Genomic DNA, 19,361 nt, shown 5'->3' on the forward strand with positions numbered 1-19,361 from the left:
TGCTCCTCGTCCGGTGATCAGGGTGGTGCGGACGGAATGCCGCGCCACCCTGGTCATTGTCGGGACGAAGGCCGCCGGGGTCCAGCTATACAAAAGGATATGACATCACACTAAAGTATGATGTTCGGGCGTGCTCAGTTACGCTCGGCCTGGCGTGCCAGGTGTTCGCCGATGAACCAGCTTTGCAGTTCGTTGGCGCGCACGACCTGGCTGACGATCAGGTCGTTGCTGCCGTCGTCGCCGGCGTCGGACGCCGCGCGCGCCAGCGGACGCGCGTCCAGCAGGATCGTCTCGTGGGCGGCGGCCAGGCGTTCCAGCTGGGCGGGGGCCGATTCACGGCCGCGCGGGGCGCGTGCGATCGACGATTCGCCGGCGATGTCGCCGGCCAGCGCGAACGTCACGCCGCCCAGGGTCTGGATGCGCTCGGCGATGGCGTCCATGATCGCGACCTGTTCTTCGTAGTGCTTGTCGAACAGCAGGTGCAGTTCGTAGAAGTTGGCGCCGGACGTCTGCCAGTGCGCTTTCTTGTAGGCGTCGCGCAGCGCCATCGTGTGCGCCAGCAGGCGGTTCAGGGCGCGCACGCTCTGCGACCGCGTCTGCTCCGGGAGACCGATGCGCACGGGCGCCAGCGCGCCGAATTCCTGGACGACGCCGGCATTGTCCTGGGTAGGTTGGTTGTCCATGGGAGACCTCGTGGTGGGAAATGGATGACAGGCCGAGTCTATCCATCGCCCGCCGCATGGGCACTGATCCAAAGGCCAGGCATTCCGGTAGTATGATGGTTTTCAGGTTCGGGAGCGCCATGACCATCCATTCCGAGACCGGCGACGACGCCGGCGTCTACCGCACCTTGCTCGAATCCACGCAGGCCATCCCATGGCGCATCGACTGGGCCTCCGCGCGCTTCACGTACATCGGTCCCCAGATCGAACGCGTGCTGGGCTGGCCCCAGGACAGCTGGAAGACGGTCGAGGACTGGGCCATGCGCATCCATGCGGAAGACCGGCAGAAGACGGTCGATTTCTGCGTGAGCCAGTCGCAGCAGGGCACCGATCACGAAGCCGATTACCGCGCCCTGACGGCCGACGGCGAATACGTGTGGATCCGTGACGTCGTGCACGTGATCCGGCGGGCCGACGGGGCCGTGGACTGCCTGGTGGGCTTCATGTTCGACATCAGCGAACGCAAACGGGCCGAGGACAAGATCCTGCAGCTGCAGAAGGAGCTGGAGGCGCTCTCGTACCGCGACCCGCTTACCGGCATTGCCAACCGCCGCATGTTCGACCGGATCCTCGACGTCGAGTGGGGCAAGGCCCGTGCGCTGGGCGAGCCGCTGTCGCTCGTGATGGTCGACATCGATTACTTCAAGCAGTACAACGACCGTTACGGCCACCCGCAGGGCGACGCCTGCCTGAAGGAGGTGGCGCGGGTGCTGGACCGCGCGGCATCGCGCACGCGCGACCTGTGCGCGCGCCTGGGCGGCGAAGAGTTCGCGCTGGTGCTGCCCGCGACGGACGAGGCGGCGGCGCTGGCGGTGGCGGCGCGGTGCGCGCGGCGGCTGGCGCAGGCGGCGCTGCCCCATGCGGCGTCCGGCGTGGCGGACATCGTCACGTGCAGCATGGGCGTGGCGACGATCGTGCCGGGCAGCCAGGACCAGCCGGCCGGGCTCGTCGAGGTGGCCGACACGCGGCTGTACCGTGCCAAGGGGGCGGGACGCAACCGGATTGCCGGCAGCGCCGGCTGAAAGGAATCAGACGGCCGCTGCGCCTGGGGGCAGTGCGCCCGGAGCGCGGCGGCGGCGAGCCATGCCGAGCGCGCCGAGGCCGACGAACAGCAGGGCGGCGGTGCCCGGCAGCGGGACGTGCACGCCCATGGCCACGCCTTCGAGGACGTCGTTCTGGCAGGTCTCGCCCCAGTGCATCGCGAACGAGCTGTAGTCCATCAGTTCCGAACCGGAGAGGTTGATGGTGAACGTCAGGGCGCCGGTCGAGACGGCCCATTTGCCGGACAGGCCCGTGTCCTTGACCGTGGACGAGTTGGTGTTCACGGCCGTTTCCTCGTTCTCGCGGTAGTTGCAGTTCGAGCACTTGATGTAGCTGTTCGAATTGAGGATGTTCTGCGCGTTGGTCGCGCCGTTCAGGGCGTACAGCTTGAAGTCGCCGCCCTTGTTGTTCCAGCGGTTGTCGAGCGCGAAGCCGTAGTCCCAGACGGTGCCCTTGGTGGCGTTGTCGGGGGTGTAGTGATTGGCTTCGGTGCCGGCGGCATTCCACGTGTCGGACAGGAACACGTCGCCGTAGCCGATGCCCTTGCCGGTCGCACCGGTCAGGCCGTCCTTGCCCCACGTCGGGCTGACGCCCGCCTTGCCCGCGAAGCTCGTGTTGATCGTGATGGTCAGCACACTCCCGGCGCGCGCGATCGTCGCCTTGGAAATATTGTATTGGGTGCCGCCGATGACGTCCGCGGCGCCCTGGTTGTCGTAGCCATAATAGGCGGTGACGCCGGAGTCGGTGATGGTCGCGGCCCACCCCTGGCTGGCGCCGAGGATGAATGCAGCCGAAACGGCCAGCTTGATCGCTTTTTTCACAGACTCTCCCGGATATATTTACACGTTGACCAGTATCAAGTCGTATCATGCCACGGATAAACTTAACTTGTAAATAAATTATTTATTATCCATAAGAGCCGTGATCTTTTTACAACTAGTCGCGGTGGCGTGGTATTGCGGTCATGCCCGTCGGGTTTTGCTTGCCATAAACGGCCTTGCCCCACGAAAATGCACCATTCATCTATAACAAGATCAGCGATGTTCTCCCGAGCCTCCCCACCTCCGCGCACCAGCCGCCTGGCCGCCGTCCTCGTGGCCGTTGTTCTCGCCGCCGCGCTTCCGGCCTGCAAGCAGCAGACGGCGGAGCAGCAGCGGGCCCACGCTGCGCAATTGCGCGCGAACGGGGATTTCCGCGGTGCCCTCATCGTCCTCAAGAATGCGCTGGACGCCGACCCGCGCAGTGCGGACACGCGCTACCAGCTCGCCCAGGTCTACCTCGACCTGGGCGACAGCACGACGGCCGAAAAGGAAGCCCGGCAGGCGCTGGACCGGGGCCATGCGCGCGGACCGGCGCTGGCGGCGCTGGCCGCGGCGCTCGTGCTGGAAGGCCAGCACCAGAAGGCGCTGGACGAGACGGCCGGCGGCCCGGACGACCCTGGCTTGTCCACCGCGCGCGGCGACGCCTGCCTGGCCCTGCGCCGCAACGACGAGGCGCGGGCTGCCTACGAACACGTGCTTGCCAAGCGTGCGGACGACCCGGCGGCGCTCGTCGGCCTGGGCCGGCTCGCCATCGTCGAGGGCCATGCGGACGCCGCCCACGGCTACGCCGACCGCGTGCTGGCCCGCGATCCGCGCAACGTCGACGCGCTGATGTTCAAGGCCGACCTCGTGCGCGCGGGCGAGCGGCCCGAGGACGCGCTGGTGCTGTACGACCGCGTGCTGGCCGTCAGCCCGCAACACCGCACGGCCCACGTGGAAAAAGCCTATCTCGCCATCGGCCTGCGCAAGCCGCAGATGGCGCAGGCCGAGCTGGACCTGGCCGCGAAGGGCGCGCCCGGCAGCCTGCTCGTCGCGTACACGCAGGCGCTGCTCGACTATACGACCGACAAGCCCGACGCCGCGCGCGACGTGCTGTACAAGGTGCTCAAGGCCGTGCCGGACCACATGCCCAGCGTGCTGCTGGCCGGCGCCGTCGACCTGAAGCTCGGGTCGAACTACCAGGCGGAGCAGCATTTCCGCCGCTACCTGGAACGCAATCCGGCCAACGTCTACGCGCGCAAGATGCTGGCGCAGGCGCTGATCGGCTCCGGCCACGGGGACGAGGCGCGCACCGTGCTGGAGCCCGTGCTCGATGCCCGCCAGGCCGATGCCGAAGTGCTGGCGCTGGCCGCCGACGCCAACCTGAAGGCGCGCCGCTACGACCAGGCCGCCGACCTGTTCGCGCGCGCCAGTACGCTGGACGGCGCGTCGGCCACGCTGCGCACGGGCCTGGGACTGGCGCGGCTGGGCGCGGGCGCGACGGACGATGCGGTGCGCGAGCTGCAGGCGGCGACGGCGCTCGACCAGCGTTCGCCGGAGGCCGTCGAGGCCCTCGTGCAGGCGAACCTGCGCTCGGGCCGGCGCGACGCCGCACTCGATGCGGCGCTCGCGCTGGAGCGCAACCAGCCCGACCGGCCGCTGGCCCACGCGCTCAAGGGCCAGGTACTGGCGGCCCAGGGCAAGGCGGACGCCGCGCGGGCCAGTTTCGCGCGCGCGCTGCAGCTCGATCCCGCGTACTACCGGGCCGCGGCGAGCCTGTCGCAGCTGGCACTCGACGCCAGCCAGCCGGCGCAGGCGCGCCAGGTGCTGGTCGACTTCCTGGCAAAGAACAAGAAGAGCGTGGCCGCGATGGACGGCCTGGCGACACTGGCCGAGCGCACGCAGGACAGCGCCGAGGTGACGCGCTGGCTGGAACAGGCCGCCGCCGTCGACCCGCACGCGATCGGGCCCGGCGTCGACCTGTGCGCGCACTATCTGCGCACGGGCCAGACGGACAAGGCGCTGGAACTGGCGCGCCGCCTGCAGGTGAGCCATCCGGAAAACCCGGACCTGCTGGATTTGCGTGGGAAGGCCGAGCTGGCGCGGGGCGACCTGCCGGCCGCGCTGGAATCGTACAAGCAGCTGGCCCAGGCGTTGCCGCGCTCCGCGCCGGCGCTGATGCAGGTGGCGGCGCTGCGGCTCGTGATGAACAACACGACGCAGGCCGAGGAAGACCTCAAGAGCGTGCTGGCGATCCAGCCCGATTTCCCGTCGGCCCAGCTGGAACTGGCCGCGCTGTACGTGCGCAAGGGCTCGCACGACCTCGCGCTGATGGTCGCGGAACACATGCAGAAGCAGCATCCGCAAGGCGCGGCCGGCTACCAGTTGCAGGGCGACATCCTGATGGCCAAGCGCCAGCCGGCCGCCGCGCTTGCAGCGTTCGAGCGCGCGTCCGCGCTGCATGCGACGAACGAACTCGCGATCAAGATCGACAACGCGCTGCGCCGGGCCGGCCGTGTCGCGGACGCCGACGGCCGCCTGGCGACATGGCTGGCGGCGCATCCGGACGACGTGCGCGTGCTCGCGTATCGCGCGCAGACGTGGATGGGCGCGAACGAGTTCAAGCGGGCAGCGGCCCAGCTGGAAGAGGTGCTGCGGCGCCAGCCCGGCAACCCCGTCGCGCTGAACAATCTTGCGCTGTGCTACCAGGCGCTGGGCGACGCGCGCGCGCAGGCGACGGCCGAGGCGGCGCTGAACGCTGCGCCGAAGCGCGCGGACGTGATGGATACGCTGGCCTGGATCCTCGTCGGCAACGGGAACGCCGGCCGCGCGGTGACCCTGCTGCGCGAGGCGCAGGCGCTGGCACCGAAGGCGCGCGACATCCGCTACCACCTGGCCGCGGCGCTGGCCGCCAGCGGCGACAAGGCCGCGGCGCGCAAGGAACTCGACGGGTTGCTGGCGGGCGACATGCGGTTTGCGCAGGCGGACGAGGCGCGCAAGCTGATGGAAAAACTGAAGACGGGCGGGTGATCAGCCGTCGTCGTCCTCGCGCAAGCGGGGACCCATACTGATCCGAACGGGGACACTCGGCATGGATTCCCGCCTGCGCGGGAATGACGGCTTATTGGCGTGGCGTCCAGCCCAGCCGTTCCTCGATCACCCCGCGATACAACGTCCGGATATCCCCCGGAATCCGGCGCACGTATTCCTCGGCCCTGGCCCGCTCCTCCCCCTGCAGCCCGGCCAGCAGCGCGACCGCCTCGTGCGGGCTGGGCGCCCGTTCGCTGACGCCGGCAAACTTGGCCGGCAGCGCCGTCCACACGACCGCATCGACGTCACGGGTTGCCATCCAGTCCGCGATGCACGCCACGATGGCCGCCGGCGTCTTCGCAGGCAGGCCGGGCGGCACGGGCGCGTGCAGGACGAGGGCCAGCTCGGCGCTGTCGTCGCTGTCGCGCACGAGTTGCAGACGATGTTCACGGCGCCATCCTTTCCTCTAACAAGCCCGACCGGAGCATTGTAGCGGGACGCGCGTCACATACTGTATCGTTAGCGTGCGCCGTATGCGGCGGATTTCCTGTCATTCTGTTCTGCGAGGAGGCGACATGGACGAGACCGAAGTACTGATCGCGGGGGCCGGACCGACCGGCCTCGTGCTGGCCCTGTGGCTCGTGCGCCAGGGCGTCGACGTACGGATCGTGGACCGCAGCGCGGGGCCGGGCACGAGCTCGCGCGCGATGGCCGTGCAGGCGCGCACGCTGGAACTGTACCGCCAGCTCGACCTGGTGGACGAGATCGTCGCGGGTGGCCTGCGCAATCCCGCCATCAACCTGTGGGCAAAGGGCGAACGGCGCGCGCGCCTGTCCTTCCGCGACGCCGGCCGCGAACTGACCCCGTATCCGTTCGTGCTGATCTATCCGCAGGACCGCCACGAGCGGGTGCTCGTGCGGCGCCTGGAGGAGGCGGGCGTGACGGTCGAGCGCAATACCGAACTGCTGGGCTTCGAGCAGGATGCGGCGGGCGTGACGGCGCGGCTGCGCGGCCCGGCGGGCGAATCGGTGTGCCGCGCCGCCTGGCTGGCCGGGTGCGATGGCGCGCACTCCATCGTGCGCCATCAGCTGGGGACCGGTTTCGAGGGCGGCACGTACCAGCATACGTTCTACGTCGCCGACGTGGAAGTGAGCGGCCCGGCGGCGAACGGGGAGATCCACCTGTCGCTGGAGGAGGGCGATTTCGCCGCGCTGTTCTCGTATGACCAGCAGGGCAATGCGCGCCTGATCGGCGCCGTACGCGACGCCGAGGTGCGCGAGGGCCACACGCTGGCGTTCGACGACGTGCGCCAGCGCGCCATCGCGAGCCTGGGCTTGACCATCCGCCAGGTGAACTGGTTCTCGACCTACCGCGTGCACCACCGGGTGACGGGGCATTACCGGTCCGGACGGGCGCTGCTGCTGGGCGACGCGGCCCACGTCCACAGCCCGGCCGGCGGCCAGGGCATGAACACGGGGATCGGCGACGCGATCAACGTCGCGTGGAAGCTGGCCCACGTGCTGCGGGGCCGGGCGCCGGAAACGCTCATCGATACCTACGAGGCCGAGCGCAAGGCGTTCGCCCAGCGGCTGGTCGAGACGACGGACCGCGCGTTCTCGTTCGTCGTCGCCGAGGGCGGGTTCGCGGACTTCGTGCGCACGCACATCGCACCCCTGTTCGCGTCGGCCGCGTACGGCATCGAACCGGTGCGGGCGTTCATGTTCCGGGTGCTGTCGCAGATGGGCATCCATTATCCCGACAGCCCGCTGTCGGCCGGCAGCGCCGGCCACGTTCGCGGCGGCGACCGGCTGCCGTGGGCGGGCTACGGCGGCGGCCCGGACAACCACGCGCCGCTCGCGGCGATCGCCTGGCAGGTGCACGTGTACGGCGAGGCGGCGCCGGCGCTGCAGACCTGGTGCGCCGGGCGCGGCATCGAACTGTACCGCTACGACTGGTGCGACGCTTGCCAGGCGGCCGGTCTCGTGCGCGACGCGGTCTATCTCGTGCGGCCGGATACGTATGTCGCGCTGGTGGACCGGGCTGGGGAGCGGGATACGCTGGAGGCCTATTTCACCACGCGCGGTATTCACCCGGTCTAGGCCGCCTGTACCTGCCCACCACGCGCTTCGTCCCGCAACAGCCGCGCCGCCGCCACCATGTTGCGCAGCGCCGCTTCGGTCTCCGGCCAGGCCCGCGTCTTGAGCCCGCAGTCCGGGTTCACCCACAGCCGGTCCGCCGGCACGACGGCGCTCGCCTTGCGCAGCAGGCGCACCATGTCGGACGTCGCCGGAACGCGCGGCGAGTGGATGTCGTACACGCCTGGGCCGATCTCGTTCGGGTACGCGAACGCGCCGAAACCGGCCAGCAGTTCCATGTCCGAGCGGCTCGTCTCGATCGTGATCACGTCGGCGTCCAGCGCCGCGATGGCCGGCAGGATGTCGTTGAACTCGGCGTAGCACATGTGGGTGTGGATCTGCGTCGCGTCGGCGACGCCGCTCGCAGCGATGCGGAATGCGCGACCGGCCCAGTCCAGGTAGGCGCCGCGGCTGGCGCGGCGCAGCGGCAGGCCTTCGCGCAGCGCCGGCTCGTCGATTTGCACGATGCCGATGCCGGCCCGTTCCAGGTCGGTGACTTCGGCGCGGATCGCCAGCGCGATCTGGGCGCAGGTGAGGGCGCGCGGCTGGTCGTCGCGCACGAACGACCATTGCAGGATCGTGACAGGCCCCGTCAGCATGCCCTTCAGCGGCCGCGCCGTGAGGCTTTGCGCGTACGCGGTCCACGCCACCGTCATCGGCGCGGGGCGGGCCACGTCGCCGTACAGCACGGGCGGCTTCACGCAGCGCGAGCCGTACGACTGCACCCAGCCGTTGGCGCTGAACGCGAAACCGTCCAGTTGCTCGCCGAAGTATTCGACCATGTCGTTGCGCTCGGCCTCGCCGTGGACGAGGACGTCCAGCCCGAGGTTTTCCTGCACCTGCACGGCATGGGCGATCTCGGCGCGCATCGCGGTGTCGTACGCGGTATCCGCCAGCTCGCCGCGGCGCCACGCCGCACGTGCGGCGCGGATGGCGGGGGTTTGCGGAAACGAGCCGATCGTCGTGGTCGGGAACGCGGGCAGGCCGAAGCGGGCGCGCTGCACGGCCTGGCGTTGCGCGAACGGGGCGGCGCGGCGGTCGGCGTCCGGCGGCAGCGCGGCCAGTGCGGCGGCCACGTCGGGGCGCGCGACGCGCGGGCTGGCGCGGCGGGCGGCCAGCGCGGCGCGGGCGGCGGCGAGATCCATCGCGATGGTCCGTTCGCCGCCGGTCAACGCCTGTTTCAGGATGCGCAGCTCGTTCAGTTTTTCACGCGCGCCGGCCAGCCAGGTGCGCAGTTCGGCGTCGAGGGCGGCGTCGTGGGCGAGCGTGAACGGCACGTGCAGCAGCGAGCAGGAAGGCGCGAGCCACACGGCGCCGGCGCGGCGCTCGAGCACGGGACGCAGGCGTTCGAGGCAGGCGTCGAGATCGGCGCGCCAGATGTTGCGGCCGTCGACGATGCCGACCGACAGCACCTTGTGGTCCGGCAGCCAGTCCGCGACGGGGCGCAGCTCTTCCGGCGCACGGACGCCGTCCACGTGCAGGCCCGCGACCGGGAGCTTGCAGGCGAGGCTCAGGTTTTCCTGCAGCGGCGAGAAATACGTGGCCAGCAGCAGCGGCACGCCGGCGCCATGCAGCAGGTGATACGCGCGTTCGAATGCGAGCGACCAGTCGCCCGGCAGGTCCAGGCCGAGGATCGGCTCGTCCAGCTGGACCCACTCGGCGCCGGCGGCCTTCAGGCGGGCCAGCAGGTCGCAGTACACCGGCAGCAGCGCGTCCAGCAGCGCGAGGCGGTCGGCGCCGTCCTTGGCCTTGCCCAGCCACAGGAACGACAGCGGACCGGCGAGCGTCACCTTGACGGCGTGGCCCAGCGCGCGTGCTTCCACCACCTGCTCCAGCAGGCGGTCCGGCGCGAGGTCGAAGCGCGTGGCCGCGTCGAATTCCGGCACGAGGTAGTGGTAGTTCGTGTCGAACCACTTGGTCATCTCCAGCGCCGGCTTGCCGTGCGAGGTGTGCGCGCAGCCGCAATCGTCGTGCGCTTCCGTCGCCACGCCACGCGCGAGGGTGAACAGTTGCTGCAGCGGCGTTTCGGCGCCGGTGAAGCCGAAGCGCGCCGGCGCGCAGCCGAACAGCAGCACGTGGTCGGCCACCTGGTCGTAGAACGCGAAATCGCCCACGCTGACGAAGTCCAGGCCGGCCGCGCGCTGGTCGGCCCAGTGGCGTGCGCGCAGTTCGGTGGCGACGGCCTCCAGCGCCTGCTCGTCGATCTCGCCGCACCAGTGACGCTCCAGCGCGAATTTCAGCTCGCGCTGGGCGCCGATGCGGGGATAACCGAGAATATGAGTTTTGATCATGTTGTTGCCTCATCTGGATGAATAAGTCTTGTCATCATCGATGAGCAACCGGCATAATTCAAACGAATTATTTTTCTGTCCAGATGAATTCCGCTCATGCCGACCTCGATCCTCGACCTGCGCCACCTGCGCACCCTGCTGGCCCTCCTTGAATCCGGCAGCGTGTCGCGCGCGGCCGCGCTGCAGAACGTGACGCAATCCGCGCTATCGCACCAGTTGAAGGCGCTGGAAGAGTTCTATGGGTTGACGCTGTTCGAGCGCAAGTCCGCGCCGGTCGCGTTCACGCCCGCCGGCCGGCGCCTGGTGGAGCTGGCGCAGGACGTGATCCCGGCCGTCGACCGGGCCGAGCGCGACATCGCGCGCCTGACGGGCCACGGTGCGGGCAAGCTGCGCATCGCCGTCGAGTGCCACACGTGCTTCGACTGGCTGATGCCGTCGATGGACGCGCTGCGCCTGCGCTGGCCGGAGGTCGAGCAGGACATCGTGTCCGGCTTCCAGTCCGATCCCGTCGGGCTGCTGCACCAGGACCGCGCGGACGTCGCCATCGTGTCGGAGGTCGATGCGGACGAGCGCGACGTGGATGTCTACCCGCTGTTCGAGTTCGACATCGTCGCGATCCTGCCGCTGGGCCATCCGCTGCTGGCGCGCGACCACCTCGTGGCCGCCGACTTCGCCGGCCAGACCCTGATCACGTACCCGGTGCCGGACGAGATGCTGGACCTCGTGCGCCAGGTGCTGCGGCCCGCGGGCGTGGAACCGCCACGCCGCACGACGGAGCTGACGGTGGCGATGCTGCAACTGGTGGCGAGCGGACGCGGTTTCGCGGCGCTGCCGCTGTGGGCCGTGCAGACTTACCTGCAGCGCGGCTACGTGGCGCAGCAGCGCGTCGGGGAGGGCGGATTGACGGGGCGCCTGTACGCGGTCATGCGCCAGGCCAAGGGAGAACGCGGCCGCGACGACGCCTACCTGGAGGATTTCGTGCAGGTGATGCGCGAGACGTCGTTGCGGACCTTGCCGGGTATCCGGCTGCTGTGAGCAGGCCTCAGACCGCGTAGGCCGGGGCGGCGCCGTAGCGGTTCGGACGGCTGTCCTGGCACAGGAACACGACCATGACGATGACGCCGACGAACGGCACGAAGCTGATCAGCTGCCACCAGCCGCTGCGGTCGGTGTCGTGCAGGCGGCGCGTGGTGACGGCGATGCCCGGCAGCAGGGCGATGACCGAATACACGTACGAGATCTTCGGTACGATCATCGCGAGGATCATGCTGACGATGAAGTTGAACAGGAAGAACCACCAGTATTCGGAGCGGCGCGCCGTGCCGTCGAAGGTGGCGAATTTCTTGAAGCAGGTCTCAACGGATTCAATGAGCGTCATGGTGTCCTCGTGATGTAAGCCCGGCACTATCGTACGCGAAAAGCGGTGCGACAAACTCTCCAATCTTCACGCCGCGCACGGTTCATCCGTACGTCATCCGGATGGCTTATAGTAATGACGACAACACGGATGGGAGCAAGCATGCGGTACACCCTCGCTTCGTCGGCCGGCAAGGGCCGGATCAACGAAGACGTCGCCGTCGTGTATGAGCGCGACGGTCATACGGACCTCGTGCTGATGGATGGCGCGACGCCGCTCACGCCCGAGCGCTGCGTGGCGGCCGGCGCCAGCGATCCGGCCTGGTTCGTGCGCCGCTTCGCGCAGGAGCTGGGCCGCGTGCTGCGCGCGGACGGGAGCCAGGACGCGCTCGTGCTGGAAGCGCTGGACCACACGCGCGCCGCCTACCGCGCCGCCGGCGGCCACGCCGATGTGCCGCCGTACGCCTGGCCCATCGCGACGCTCGCGTGGGTGCGCGTGTCCGATGCCGACACCGAGGGCAGCCACACCCTGGACCTGTTCTGCCTCGGCGACAGCAAGGTCCTGCTGCAGCTCCCCGACGGCACCGTACGCGACCTCGACCCCTTCGAGAATCCGCAGGAACAGGCGACGCAGGCCGCGGTCGCGGCGCTCGTCGCGGAAGGTATCCTCGATCCGGCCGAGCGCTGGACGCGGCTGCTGCCGATGCTGCGCGCACGCCGCCACGAACAGAACACGGCGGCAAGTCCCGCGGTCCTGTGCCTGGAACCGCGCGGCCCGTTCGCGGCGCGCAGGACGCGGGTGACGGCACCGCGGGGCGCGCTGCTGCTGGTGCTCAGCGACGGCTTGTACCGCCTCGTCGACACCTATGGCCTGCACTCGGACGGCAGCCTGCTGGACGCGTGCCGCGCGCGCGGGCTGGACGCGCTGCTGGACGAGCTGCGCGCGTTCGAGGCCGGCAAGGAGGCCGCCGGACTGGCTGCGAAAACGGCGGACGACGCATCCGCCATCGCCTGGCGTTTTACGTGAAACGAGAAAGGAGAGACCGATGTCCCATGCCTGCATCGCACCGGCTGCCCTCGCCCTGATCGAGCGCTACGTGACGGCCTACAATGCCTTCGACGTCGACGGCATGCTCGATACGCTGAGTCCCGACGTCCGTTTCGAGAACTGGTCCGGCGGCCACCTGACGGCGGCCAGCGACGGCCGCGACGCCTTCCGCATCCTGGCGGAACAGGCGAGAACGATGTTCGCCGAGCGCGAGCAGCGGGTGACGGCGCTGGCGCCGCGCGGCGACGCCCTCGTCGCCGCCATTGCCTGGCGCGGCCAGCTCGCCATCGACGTGCCCGGCGGGCCACCGGCCGGCACCCGGCTCGCAGTGCGGGGCGAGTCGGAATTCGTCGTGCGCGATGGACAACTCGCGCTCGTGGTCGACCGCAGCTGAGCCGGCGGGCTTGCCATTCTGTCGTGGAGAAAATCAGACGATCTTGCGGAATTTAACCTTGGTTAGATCTGCCTCATGGATTTGTATAGCCAGGCGGTGTAATCTGATCTTTTACCCCAACGCAATGTAACTTATCGGGGTAGCATCGGATTCGCGGGAAATCCATTCGTGTCGCGGGTTTCTCGGCCTCCATATTATGATTGGCTCATTCATATCACATGAAAGGACTTCCATGAACCATGATGCAGGATTCCGCGTTTCCCGTTTCGAGGAACAGAAACAGCGCGCGCGCCGCGTGCGTATCGGTGTGATGATCGTACTGTGCGCCTTGCCCGTGGCGATGGCGCTGGCCAAGACCGGCGTCACTGCTCTGGTACGTGTATCCGCGCTTTGACGTGCTTGAGGTTCGCGACGATCGTGAACGTCATGATGACCAGTAGCGACCACGAACTCCACTTGCTGACGTGGACGGCCGACCACGCGCCCAGCTGGTTCGGATAACGCCACAATCCCCAGAACGTGCCGAGGTTCTCCGCCAGCCAGATGAAGAACCCGGTCAGCACGAATCCCAGTAGCAGCGGCATGTGCCGCTCGCGGTCCAGCGGACGGAAACTGACGGTCGTGCGGGCGTAGAGCCCGAGCGCGACGGCTGCCAGGTACCCGCGCACATCCCCCAGCGCGTGGTGTGTGAAGAAATTCAGGTAGATCAGCAGCGCGACGAGCGCGGCCATCCAGTACGGCGGATGGTGGCGGACCCGCAGGTCGAGCAGGCGCCATGCCTGGATGATGTAGCTGCCTACCGCCGCGTACATGAACCCCGAGAACAGCGGCACGCCCCACACCTTCGTGTAGGCGAAGTCCGGATAACTCCACGACTTGATGCCGCTGGACGTCTTGAACGCCTCCAGCGCGAACCCGAGCGCGTGGAACAGGCAGATCGCCTTCAGTTCGTCGCGGGTCTCCAGTCCGCTCTTCAGCATCCACGCCTGGATCGCCAGCGCCGCCCCCAGCAGCAGGTCGTAGCGGGGCACGCCGAGCAGGCCGGCGCGGGGCACCAGCAGCACGCAGGCGAAGAACAGTCCAGCGAACAGGCATGCCCGCGCTTCCTTGATCCCGAACATCAGGAATTCGAGCACGCCGCGGCGCCAGCCTGCGATGCCGCGGGTGCGCGCGTCCGTCAGCAACGTGTCGAGCGCGGCGAGCGAGAGCGGGGCGCGGCGGAGCATGGGCCTCAGTAGCAGTCGGTGCCGTCGGACGCGACGCAGATCGACGCCGTGCGCTTGCGTTCGACGTAGTCCGGATTCGCGAGGTCCGCGTCGGAGCCCGGACACGTGCTGCCGTTGCAGGCCGTCGCGGTCAGCTCGAAGATGACTTTTTTCACCGTTTTCCCATCCGGCCCGAGCCCTTCGTCATACGTCTGCGTGGCGCAGCCCACGTTCACCGTGAAGCCGGTGTCCGTCCTGAAGTCCGGGACGGCCTTCACGGTATCGCACGTCGCGTCCTTGGCTTTCAATTTGTAGAACGCCCATTCGAGCCCCGTGCGCGCGGCGAGGCTCGCGCGGGTGCCGAGGAAGGACTGGTTGACGGTGACCTGCTCCGTCTCCGACAGGCGCAGTACGGCCAGCGCGAAGCCGGCCAGCACGACGAGGAAGATGATGGCCGCGATGTACGCGAACCCGCCCGCGCGCCGGGCCGTCATGGCGTGTTCTCCACGTGGGCGCCCATCGTCAGCCGGGCCGATTCGCCGCCTTCGGCCAGGCCCAGACGCAGCTGCAGGTAACCGCTCTGCTGGGTGGCGCCCTGGCTTTCGCGGTACAGGAAGTTGCAGTCGCTGACCTTCGCGACGAGGATCGCGCCACTCGTCGGGCAGTTCTTCGCCGGCGTGGTGCTCGGCGTGTAGCCGGTGACGCGGTAGATGACGCCGGTGCCCGTCCCGGCGCCGTCCGTGCCTTGCCGGGTGCACGTGTAGGTCACGGCCCGCTCGAGCCTCGGGATGACGACGAAACGGCCGCCTTCGTAGCCGGCCGGCAGGGTCGCCGGCGCGGCGAGGGTGACCGTGTTCCGGCCCTGGGTCGTCGTGGCGGCGTCGGCGATGCTCTTGATCGCCCAGCTGTTGGCGGGGTTGTAGACGTCGTTCCCGTTCACGTTGCCGATGAACAGATAATCGCCCGCATAGCTGGCGTCGATGCGCGTCAGCGTGTCGAACGTATCCGTGGCGGCGTCGCGGGTGAACGGGTTGCCTGCGGTTGCATGCTCGTAGTCCGCCGCCGTGCGGAACCGGCCGCCATCCTTCGTCGGCACGAATTCGATGCACTGGTTTTGCCCATCCGTCCACGTATAGCGCAGCGAATTCGGCACGGCCGTGCGCACTTCCCACAGGATGCGGCGCAGCGCGGTATCGGCCTGGCTCGTGAGGTTCGCGCGCTGGCGGATCGAGAGATAGGATTGCATGGCCGGCCGGATCTGCAGCACGAGCACGCCGGCGATGACGCCGACGATGACCATCACGATGATCAGTTCGACGAGGGTGAAGCCGCGCTGGCGGGTCATGATGGGTTGGTCCTCCAGCCGGTCAGCACGACGGCGCCGGCCCCCGGCATGGAGACGGTGACGACGACGCGCACCGCATCCGCCGCCGACGCGACACCGGCCAGCGCCGCGGTCCCGGCCTCGACGCTCACCGAGTACCGCTCCAGCCCCGGAATGAGGTTGCCTTCGACGTCGCGGATGCCCGTCATGCCCTTGCCATAGCCGTTGTAGTCCCTGACGTCGTCGTAGTTGATGCGCGCCCCGGTGCCCGGTCCCGGCGCGAAGGGTTTCATCAGGATCTCTTCCATCATGTTGTCCGCGATCGACTGCATCTGCTGCACGAGGACGGGATCCACGCTGGACCGCGTCGTGGCCGTGTACACGGCGACCATGCCGCCGAGCGCGACGCCCATGATGACGAGGGCGACGATCAGTTCGACCAGCGTGACGCCGGTGCTGCGCCTGGCTTTATTCAACATAGCCGGTCGCGCCTTGTACGGTGATGGTGCGGAAGATCGTACCGCCGTTGACCGCGCCCGTGACGGACAGGCCGCCCGCCCAGGCGGCCGCGCCGCCGGCGTCCGTCGTGATGCGGCCGTCCGGCTGGAAGTACAGGGTGGCCGGCAGGTTGCCGGTCGTGACCGCGAGCGCGCTGTCGCTCGTCGCATAGTCGTCGTCGCCCACGCCGTTCAGCGCGATCCAGCCGTTGTTGTTGCCGTTCACGCGCAGTACGACGGCCTTCGGCCCGACGTTCGCCGACACGACGCGCCGGTGCCCCATCGCGATCTTCTGAGCGCGGCGCAGGCCGCTGACGACCTGGTCCCCGAACACGGCCGCTTCCGCCGACTTGTCGCCCGTCAGGCGCGGGATGCCGATGGCGGCCAGCGCGGCGATGATGATCATCACGACGACCAGCTCGACGATCGTGAAGCCGCCGCGACGGGCAGGGCGAGTCATCGGAACACCTCGCGCGTGTGGATGATGCGCTTCGTCTCCGGCGCGTAGACGCCGAACGTGGCCAGCGCGGACGGGTCGACGTTGCCGGCGGCTGCGCAGGAGGCGTCCGGGCTGCGCAGGAACGCGAGGGCGGCGCCCGTGCTGGTCGACATCCCCGCGCCCCGGCTGGCGTAGCAGGACGTGTTGGCGGCCGTCGTTCCCAGGTTGAGCGCGAACGGCACGCTGACGTGGGCGGCGGCGGAGGGCGTCAACGTGAGGTCGGCCTTGCCGCCCGTGAACGCCGGCGACAGCGTGGACGCGATCGTGAGACCCGGCGGGGTCGTCCCCGTCGACACGATGCCGGCCGGCAGGGCGGTGGTGGAGTCCTCGGCGTTCATGATCCACATCTGGCCCGTGTAATACTCGATCGACACGGGAATCCGGAGCAGGGCGCCGGCGGGACCGAACCGGCTGGGCAGGCGGATGCGCCCGCTGCGGATCAGCAGCGTCGGTTCGGCGCCGGCCGTGGCGGGAAGCGCCGACGAGCTGGCGGGGTATTGTTCGGCCGGCACATCCTCGGTCGCGCGCACGCGCAGCCGGGTCTGGGCCGTCGGCGATTTCGTGAACGTGTAGCTGCCGGCCCATGTCGCGACGCCGGCCTTGAAGTCCGCTGCCCGCAATTGCGCCTTGCCCACGAGGTCGGTGACCGGGTAGCCGGGCGAGCGGCTGAAGGCGCCGCCGGCCGCCAGCGCGCTGCCGTCGGCGTTCAAGCCCGTGAACACGACGTCGCGCGCATTCGTGGCGTCATAGTTTTGCGTGACGCCGTTCTGCAGGTTGCGCGCGGTGACCGTCAGCTTGATCGCGGGCTCGCCCGAATAGTATTGCGCCAGCGTGCCGCCGTAGAAACCGGAGGTGCGCTTCCAGTCGGTGTCCGTGTCGAACGTGAAGTAGGCCGGGCCGAACGTGCCGACGCCGCCGGTGCATCCCGTGGCCGCGCTGCCCGTCGCCGCGGTGGCGGGCAGCACGCCCGTCCCCAGGTAGCCGGCGCCGTTGGCGAGCGATGCGACGAGGTCGATGCGGCCCGTCTCGCTCCACGTGGCCTTGACCGTCTGCACGCCGGCAAGGATAGCCGATGCCGTCTGTGCGAGCAGGCCGTTGCCGTTGCCTGGCTGGCATGTCACCGGCACCAGTGTCGCGCTTTCCGCTATCTGCTCGCGGCCGAAGTTCCGGGTCACGGCCGGGGTGGACGCGGCATTCAGGGCCGTGACCGTCGCCGTAAACTCCTTGCCCGCCACGTAAGGGACATTGGCGTTCGCCAGCGCGAGCGTGAACGCCTTGGGCACGAACGTCGCCTGGACGTTGGCCGACGGTGGACTCCCGGCACCGCTGTCGGTCGCCTTGACGGTCACCGCGCCGGCGTCCGCGTATTGCAGCGGCACGCTCGCCTTGCCTTCCTCGTTGAAGGTGAGCTTGACGGTCGCGCCGGTGCCGTCGCAGGCCGCCGCGGCGTTCTGGCCACTGTTCAGGGGAATATTGTTCAGCCGGACGGGCAGCGTGCCGCTCGCCGGATTGCTGTAGGCGCAGGTGAAGTTGATGTTGCGATCCACATTGTTGAACAGCGGCACGCACGTATTCTGTTTCGCGTCGAAGCGCACGGCGGCCATCGTGAGCTGCGGGGGCGCGGGCGCCTCCGCGTAGGCGGCGTCGGCGCTCAGCGTCATCGTGTACGCGGAACTGGCCACGGCGACCTTGCAGTCGCCCCCCGTGCCCGTATCCGTGCGTATGCAGGTCGTGGCGCTGGCCGTCGTCGCGCCGGTCAGCCCCAGGGTGAACGTGCCGGCCTGGGACCAGCTCACGGCCGCCTGCGCGCTGCCGGACGTCGGTATTGCCACCGACTGGCCCGTCGGGGCCAGCGTCACGGTGGCGCCGCCCCCGTACGTGGCCGTGCACGCCTGGTTGGCGCAGGCGGTAATCTTCACCGCCGACGGTGCGCACACGCTGCCCGCCGGGTTGTAGTTGATGAGGAAGTGATCGAGCGCTACAACATTGCCCTGGCAGCGCGGCCCCATGGACGTGTTCACGTCGTAGCCGCTGCCGTTCTGTACGCAGTCGCACTTGCCGGTGGTGGTGCCGCCCGAGCAGTAAATCGTCTTCGTCACGCGGCCGTGCCAGTTGAAGATGCCGCTGTCGATCGTCGCATTGCCGTAGATGGTCGCCTCGGACGAATCGAGCGTCAGCGTGCCGGCGGTCACGTCGCCCGTGACGCTGTCGGACGACCCCAGCTGCAACGACGTCGTGGCCTTGATGTCGCCCTGGACGGAGGTGTTGGACGGCATCAGGCGGACGACGGGCGCCGTCACGTCGCCCTTGACCGTGCTGCCGGAGGCGAGGGTAAATGACCTGGTCGCGACGATGTCGCCGTTCAGGGCGACGGGCGAGTTCGTGGTGATCGTCGCACCGCTGATCGGGCCGTTGATGGTCGCGTGCGAGGCGACGTTGACGGTGCCCGTGGCCGTGATGCTGCCTGTGAGGTTGAGAGCGGAACCGGTGCCCAGGTTGGCCGTGACGGCCTGGATGTTCGCCGTCAGCGTCTGGTTCTGCGCGCCCACGCTGAACACGTCGCCCGCGATCAGCGTGCCGCCCGTGATCTTGAGGTTGTTCGTGGCGACGCCGCCGATGTTCAGGTCCCCGGTGCTCATCAGGACGGCACTGCCGCTCATCGTGAGGCTGTGGTTGTAGCCGAACGTGGTGTCGGCCGTGATCTTCACCGTATAGCCGCTGGCGATGACCATGCTGTCGTCCCCGGCCGGCAGCGGCAGGCTGGGGCACGTATAGACGGCGCCGGACAGCGTGCAGTTGCTCACGGGGCTGCCGCCGCTGAACGTGTAGAGGTTGCCGGCGAACGCGGGGCTGCCTGCCGCAGACAGCATCAGGGCAAGCAGCAACAAATAAAGTCGGTGCAGGAACATGTCTCGGTGATTATATATTGGCGGAACACGCATTTCGTCAAATCAATACTGCGTGCGATCCGCAGGTCTCGATGGTGCAATGCGGAAGTGACAAACGCCGGAATTCCAGA

The 19,361-nt window shown here is 68.8% G+C and carries 18 protein-coding genes; 7 read left to right on the top strand and 11 right to left on the bottom strand.

Annotated features, from left to right (window positions below):
• Positions 1-134: 134 nt before the first annotated feature.
• Positions 135-683, bottom strand: a complete 549-nt coding sequence (locus ACEN9G_RS27825; RefSeq protein WP_413345959.1) for a Dps family protein — start codon at positions 681-683, stop codon at positions 135-137.
• Between the two features lie 119 nt (positions 684-802).
• Here ACEN9G_RS27825 and ACEN9G_RS27830 point away from each other — a divergent pair, with 119 nt between their 5' ends.
• Positions 803-1,744, top strand: coding sequence for a sensor domain-containing diguanylate cyclase (locus ACEN9G_RS27830; RefSeq protein ID WP_483127314.1), 942 nt, complete (start codon positions 803-805; stop codon positions 1,742-1,744).
• 6 nt (positions 1,745-1,750) lie between these two features.
• Here the strand turns inward: ACEN9G_RS27830 and ACEN9G_RS27835 are convergent, their stop codons facing one another.
• Positions 1,751-2,584: a VPLPA-CTERM sorting domain-containing protein gene (locus ACEN9G_RS27835; RefSeq protein WP_483127315.1), complete on the bottom strand. Its 834-nt coding sequence runs from the start codon at positions 2,582-2,584 to the stop codon at positions 1,751-1,753.
• Between the two features lie 219 nt (positions 2,585-2,803).
• Between ACEN9G_RS27835 and prsT the strand changes: the two genes are divergently transcribed.
• Positions 2,804-5,593 carry an XrtA/PEP-CTERM system TPR-repeat protein PrsT gene (gene prsT, locus ACEN9G_RS27840; protein ID WP_495605488.1) on the top strand — a complete coding sequence of 930 codons (2,790 nt, stop codon included), beginning with the start codon at positions 2,804-2,806 and terminating at the stop codon, positions 5,591-5,593.
• 91 nt (positions 5,594-5,684) lie between these two features.
• On the opposite strand, the gene ACEN9G_RS27845 is transcribed toward prsT, so the two are convergent.
• Entirely contained in the window at positions 5,685-6,023 is a 339-nt protein-coding gene (locus ACEN9G_RS27845) for a hypothetical protein (protein ID WP_483127317.1), read from the bottom strand.
• A gap of 145 nt (positions 6,024-6,168) precedes the next feature.
• On the opposite strand from ACEN9G_RS27845, the gene ACEN9G_RS27850 reads away from it, so the two are divergent.
• Entirely contained in the window at positions 6,169-7,692 is a 1,524-nt protein-coding gene (locus ACEN9G_RS27850) for an FAD-dependent monooxygenase (protein WP_483127318.1), read from the top strand.
• On the opposite strand, the gene metE is transcribed toward ACEN9G_RS27850, so the two are convergent.
• Entirely contained in the window at positions 7,689-10,019 is a 2,331-nt protein-coding gene (metE, locus tag ACEN9G_RS27855) for a 5-methyltetrahydropteroyltriglutamate--homocysteine S-methyltransferase (RefSeq protein WP_483127319.1), read from the bottom strand. The two genes, ACEN9G_RS27850 and metE, sit on opposite strands and share 4 nt — an antisense overlap.
• Before the next feature lie 96 nt (positions 10,020-10,115).
• Between metE and ACEN9G_RS27860 the strand changes: the two genes are divergently transcribed.
• Entirely contained in the window at positions 10,116-11,054 is a 939-nt protein-coding gene (locus tag ACEN9G_RS27860) for a LysR family transcriptional regulator (RefSeq protein ID WP_413344768.1), read from the top strand.
• A gap of 7 nt (positions 11,055-11,061) precedes the next feature.
• Here the strand turns inward: ACEN9G_RS27860 and ACEN9G_RS27865 are convergent, their stop codons facing one another.
• Complete coding sequence (locus tag ACEN9G_RS27865; RefSeq protein WP_413344770.1) at positions 11,062-11,397, bottom strand: DUF805 domain-containing protein; 336 nt, start codon at positions 11,395-11,397, stop codon at positions 11,062-11,064.
• 141 nt (positions 11,398-11,538) lie between these two features.
• Between ACEN9G_RS27865 and ACEN9G_RS27870 the strand changes: the two genes are divergently transcribed.
• The 3 genes from ACEN9G_RS27870 to ACEN9G_RS27880 all read left to right on the top strand — a co-directional run bounded on the left by ACEN9G_RS27870 (position 11,539) and on the right by ACEN9G_RS27880 (position 13,211).
• Entirely contained in the window at positions 11,539-12,402 is an 864-nt protein-coding gene (locus tag ACEN9G_RS27870) for a hypothetical protein (protein WP_483127320.1), read from the top strand.
• 19 nt (positions 12,403-12,421) lie between these two features.
• On the top strand, positions 12,422-12,817 hold the full coding sequence (locus tag ACEN9G_RS27875; protein WP_483127321.1) for a nuclear transport factor 2 family protein: 396 nt from the start codon (positions 12,422-12,424) through the stop codon (positions 12,815-12,817).
• Between the two features lie 232 nt (positions 12,818-13,049).
• Complete coding sequence (locus tag ACEN9G_RS27880) at positions 13,050-13,211, top strand: hypothetical protein (protein ID WP_258850763.1); 162 nt, start codon at positions 13,050-13,052, stop codon at positions 13,209-13,211.
• Here ACEN9G_RS27880 and ACEN9G_RS27885 read toward each other — a convergent pair.
• From ACEN9G_RS27885 to ACEN9G_RS27910, 6 genes are read right to left on the bottom strand one after another with little or no spacing between them, the layout of a single operon-like run.
• Complete coding sequence (locus ACEN9G_RS27885; protein ID WP_413339789.1) at positions 13,180-14,043, bottom strand: DUF817 domain-containing protein; 864 nt, start codon at positions 14,041-14,043, stop codon at positions 13,180-13,182. The genes ACEN9G_RS27880 and ACEN9G_RS27885 overlap by 32 nt on opposite strands.
• A gap of 5 nt (positions 14,044-14,048) precedes the next feature.
• Positions 14,049-14,516, bottom strand: coding sequence for an MSHA biogenesis protein MshP (locus ACEN9G_RS27890; RefSeq protein ID WP_413339791.1), 468 nt, complete (start codon positions 14,514-14,516; stop codon positions 14,049-14,051).
• Complete coding sequence (locus ACEN9G_RS27895) at positions 14,513-15,367, bottom strand: prepilin-type N-terminal cleavage/methylation domain-containing protein (RefSeq protein ID WP_413339792.1); 855 nt, start codon at positions 15,365-15,367, stop codon at positions 14,513-14,515. Before ACEN9G_RS27895 ends, ACEN9G_RS27890 begins: the two co-directional genes overlap by 4 nt.
• Positions 15,364-15,825, bottom strand: a complete 462-nt coding sequence (locus tag ACEN9G_RS27900; protein WP_413339794.1) for a prepilin-type N-terminal cleavage/methylation domain-containing protein — start codon at positions 15,823-15,825, stop codon at positions 15,364-15,366. The genes ACEN9G_RS27895 and ACEN9G_RS27900 overlap by 4 nt, the downstream gene beginning before the upstream one ends.
• On the bottom strand, positions 15,815-16,303 hold the full coding sequence (locus ACEN9G_RS27905) for a prepilin-type N-terminal cleavage/methylation domain-containing protein (RefSeq protein ID WP_413339796.1): 489 nt from the start codon (positions 16,301-16,303) through the stop codon (positions 15,815-15,817). The genes ACEN9G_RS27900 and ACEN9G_RS27905 overlap by 11 nt, the downstream gene beginning before the upstream one ends.
• The gene (locus tag ACEN9G_RS27910) at positions 16,300-19,251 is read right to left on the bottom strand and encodes a DUF6701 domain-containing protein (protein WP_483127322.1); all 2,952 of its coding nucleotides are present in this window, start codon (positions 19,249-19,251) and stop codon (positions 16,300-16,302) included. The genes ACEN9G_RS27905 and ACEN9G_RS27910 overlap by 4 nt, the downstream gene beginning before the upstream one ends.
• Positions 19,252-19,361: the final 110 nt, after the last annotated feature.

The organism is Massilia sp. Masssp94 (genome assembly GCF_059491305.1).

What these genes read in the sequence shown, in the direction of transcription:
- ACEN9G_RS27875 (WP_483127321.1), top strand. Translation starts at nt 12,422, where the DNA reads ATGTCCCATGCCTGCATCGCACCGGCTGCCCTCGCCCTGATCGAGCGC.
- ACEN9G_RS27825 (WP_413345959.1), bottom strand. Translation starts at nt 683, where the DNA reads ATGGACAACCAACCTACCCAGGACAATGCCGGCGTCGTCCAGGAATTC.
- ACEN9G_RS27880 (WP_258850763.1), top strand. Translation starts at nt 13,050, where the DNA reads ATGAACCATGATGCAGGATTCCGCGTTTCCCGTTTCGAGGAACAGAAA.
- ACEN9G_RS27830 (WP_483127314.1), top strand. Translation starts at nt 803, where the DNA reads ATGACCATCCATTCCGAGACCGGCGACGACGCCGGCGTCTACCGCACC.
- ACEN9G_RS27890 (WP_413339791.1), bottom strand. Translation starts at nt 14,516, where the DNA reads ATGACGGCCCGGCGCGCGGGCGGGTTCGCGTACATCGCGGCCATCATC.
- ACEN9G_RS27895 (WP_413339792.1), bottom strand. Translation starts at nt 15,367, where the DNA reads ATGACCCGCCAGCGCGGCTTCACCCTCGTCGAACTGATCATCGTGATG.
- ACEN9G_RS27905 (WP_413339796.1), bottom strand. Translation starts at nt 16,303, where the DNA reads ATGACTCGCCCTGCCCGTCGCGGCGGCTTCACGATCGTCGAGCTGGTC.
- ACEN9G_RS27860 (WP_413344768.1), top strand. Translation starts at nt 10,116, where the DNA reads ATGCCGACCTCGATCCTCGACCTGCGCCACCTGCGCACCCTGCTGGCC.
- ACEN9G_RS27865 (WP_413344770.1), bottom strand. Translation starts at nt 11,397, where the DNA reads ATGACGCTCATTGAATCCGTTGAGACCTGCTTCAAGAAATTCGCCACC.
- ACEN9G_RS27850 (WP_483127318.1), top strand. Translation starts at nt 6,169, where the DNA reads ATGGACGAGACCGAAGTACTGATCGCGGGGGCCGGACCGACCGGCCTC.
- ACEN9G_RS27900 (WP_413339794.1), bottom strand. Translation starts at nt 15,825, where the DNA reads ATGTTGAATAAAGCCAGGCGCAGCACCGGCGTCACGCTGGTCGAACTG.
- ACEN9G_RS27870 (WP_483127320.1), top strand. Translation starts at nt 11,539, where the DNA reads ATGCGGTACACCCTCGCTTCGTCGGCCGGCAAGGGCCGGATCAACGAA.
- ACEN9G_RS27885 (WP_413339789.1), bottom strand. Translation starts at nt 14,043, where the DNA reads ATGCTCCGCCGCGCCCCGCTCTCGCTCGCCGCGCTCGACACGTTGCTG.
- ACEN9G_RS27910 (WP_483127322.1), bottom strand. Translation starts at nt 19,251, where the DNA reads ATGTTCCTGCACCGACTTTATTTGTTGCTGCTTGCCCTGATGCTGTCT.
- prsT (WP_495605488.1), top strand. Translation starts at nt 2,804, where the DNA reads ATGTTCTCCCGAGCCTCCCCACCTCCGCGCACCAGCCGCCTGGCCGCC.
- metE (WP_483127319.1), bottom strand. Translation starts at nt 10,019, where the DNA reads ATGATCAAAACTCATATTCTCGGTTATCCCCGCATCGGCGCCCAGCGC.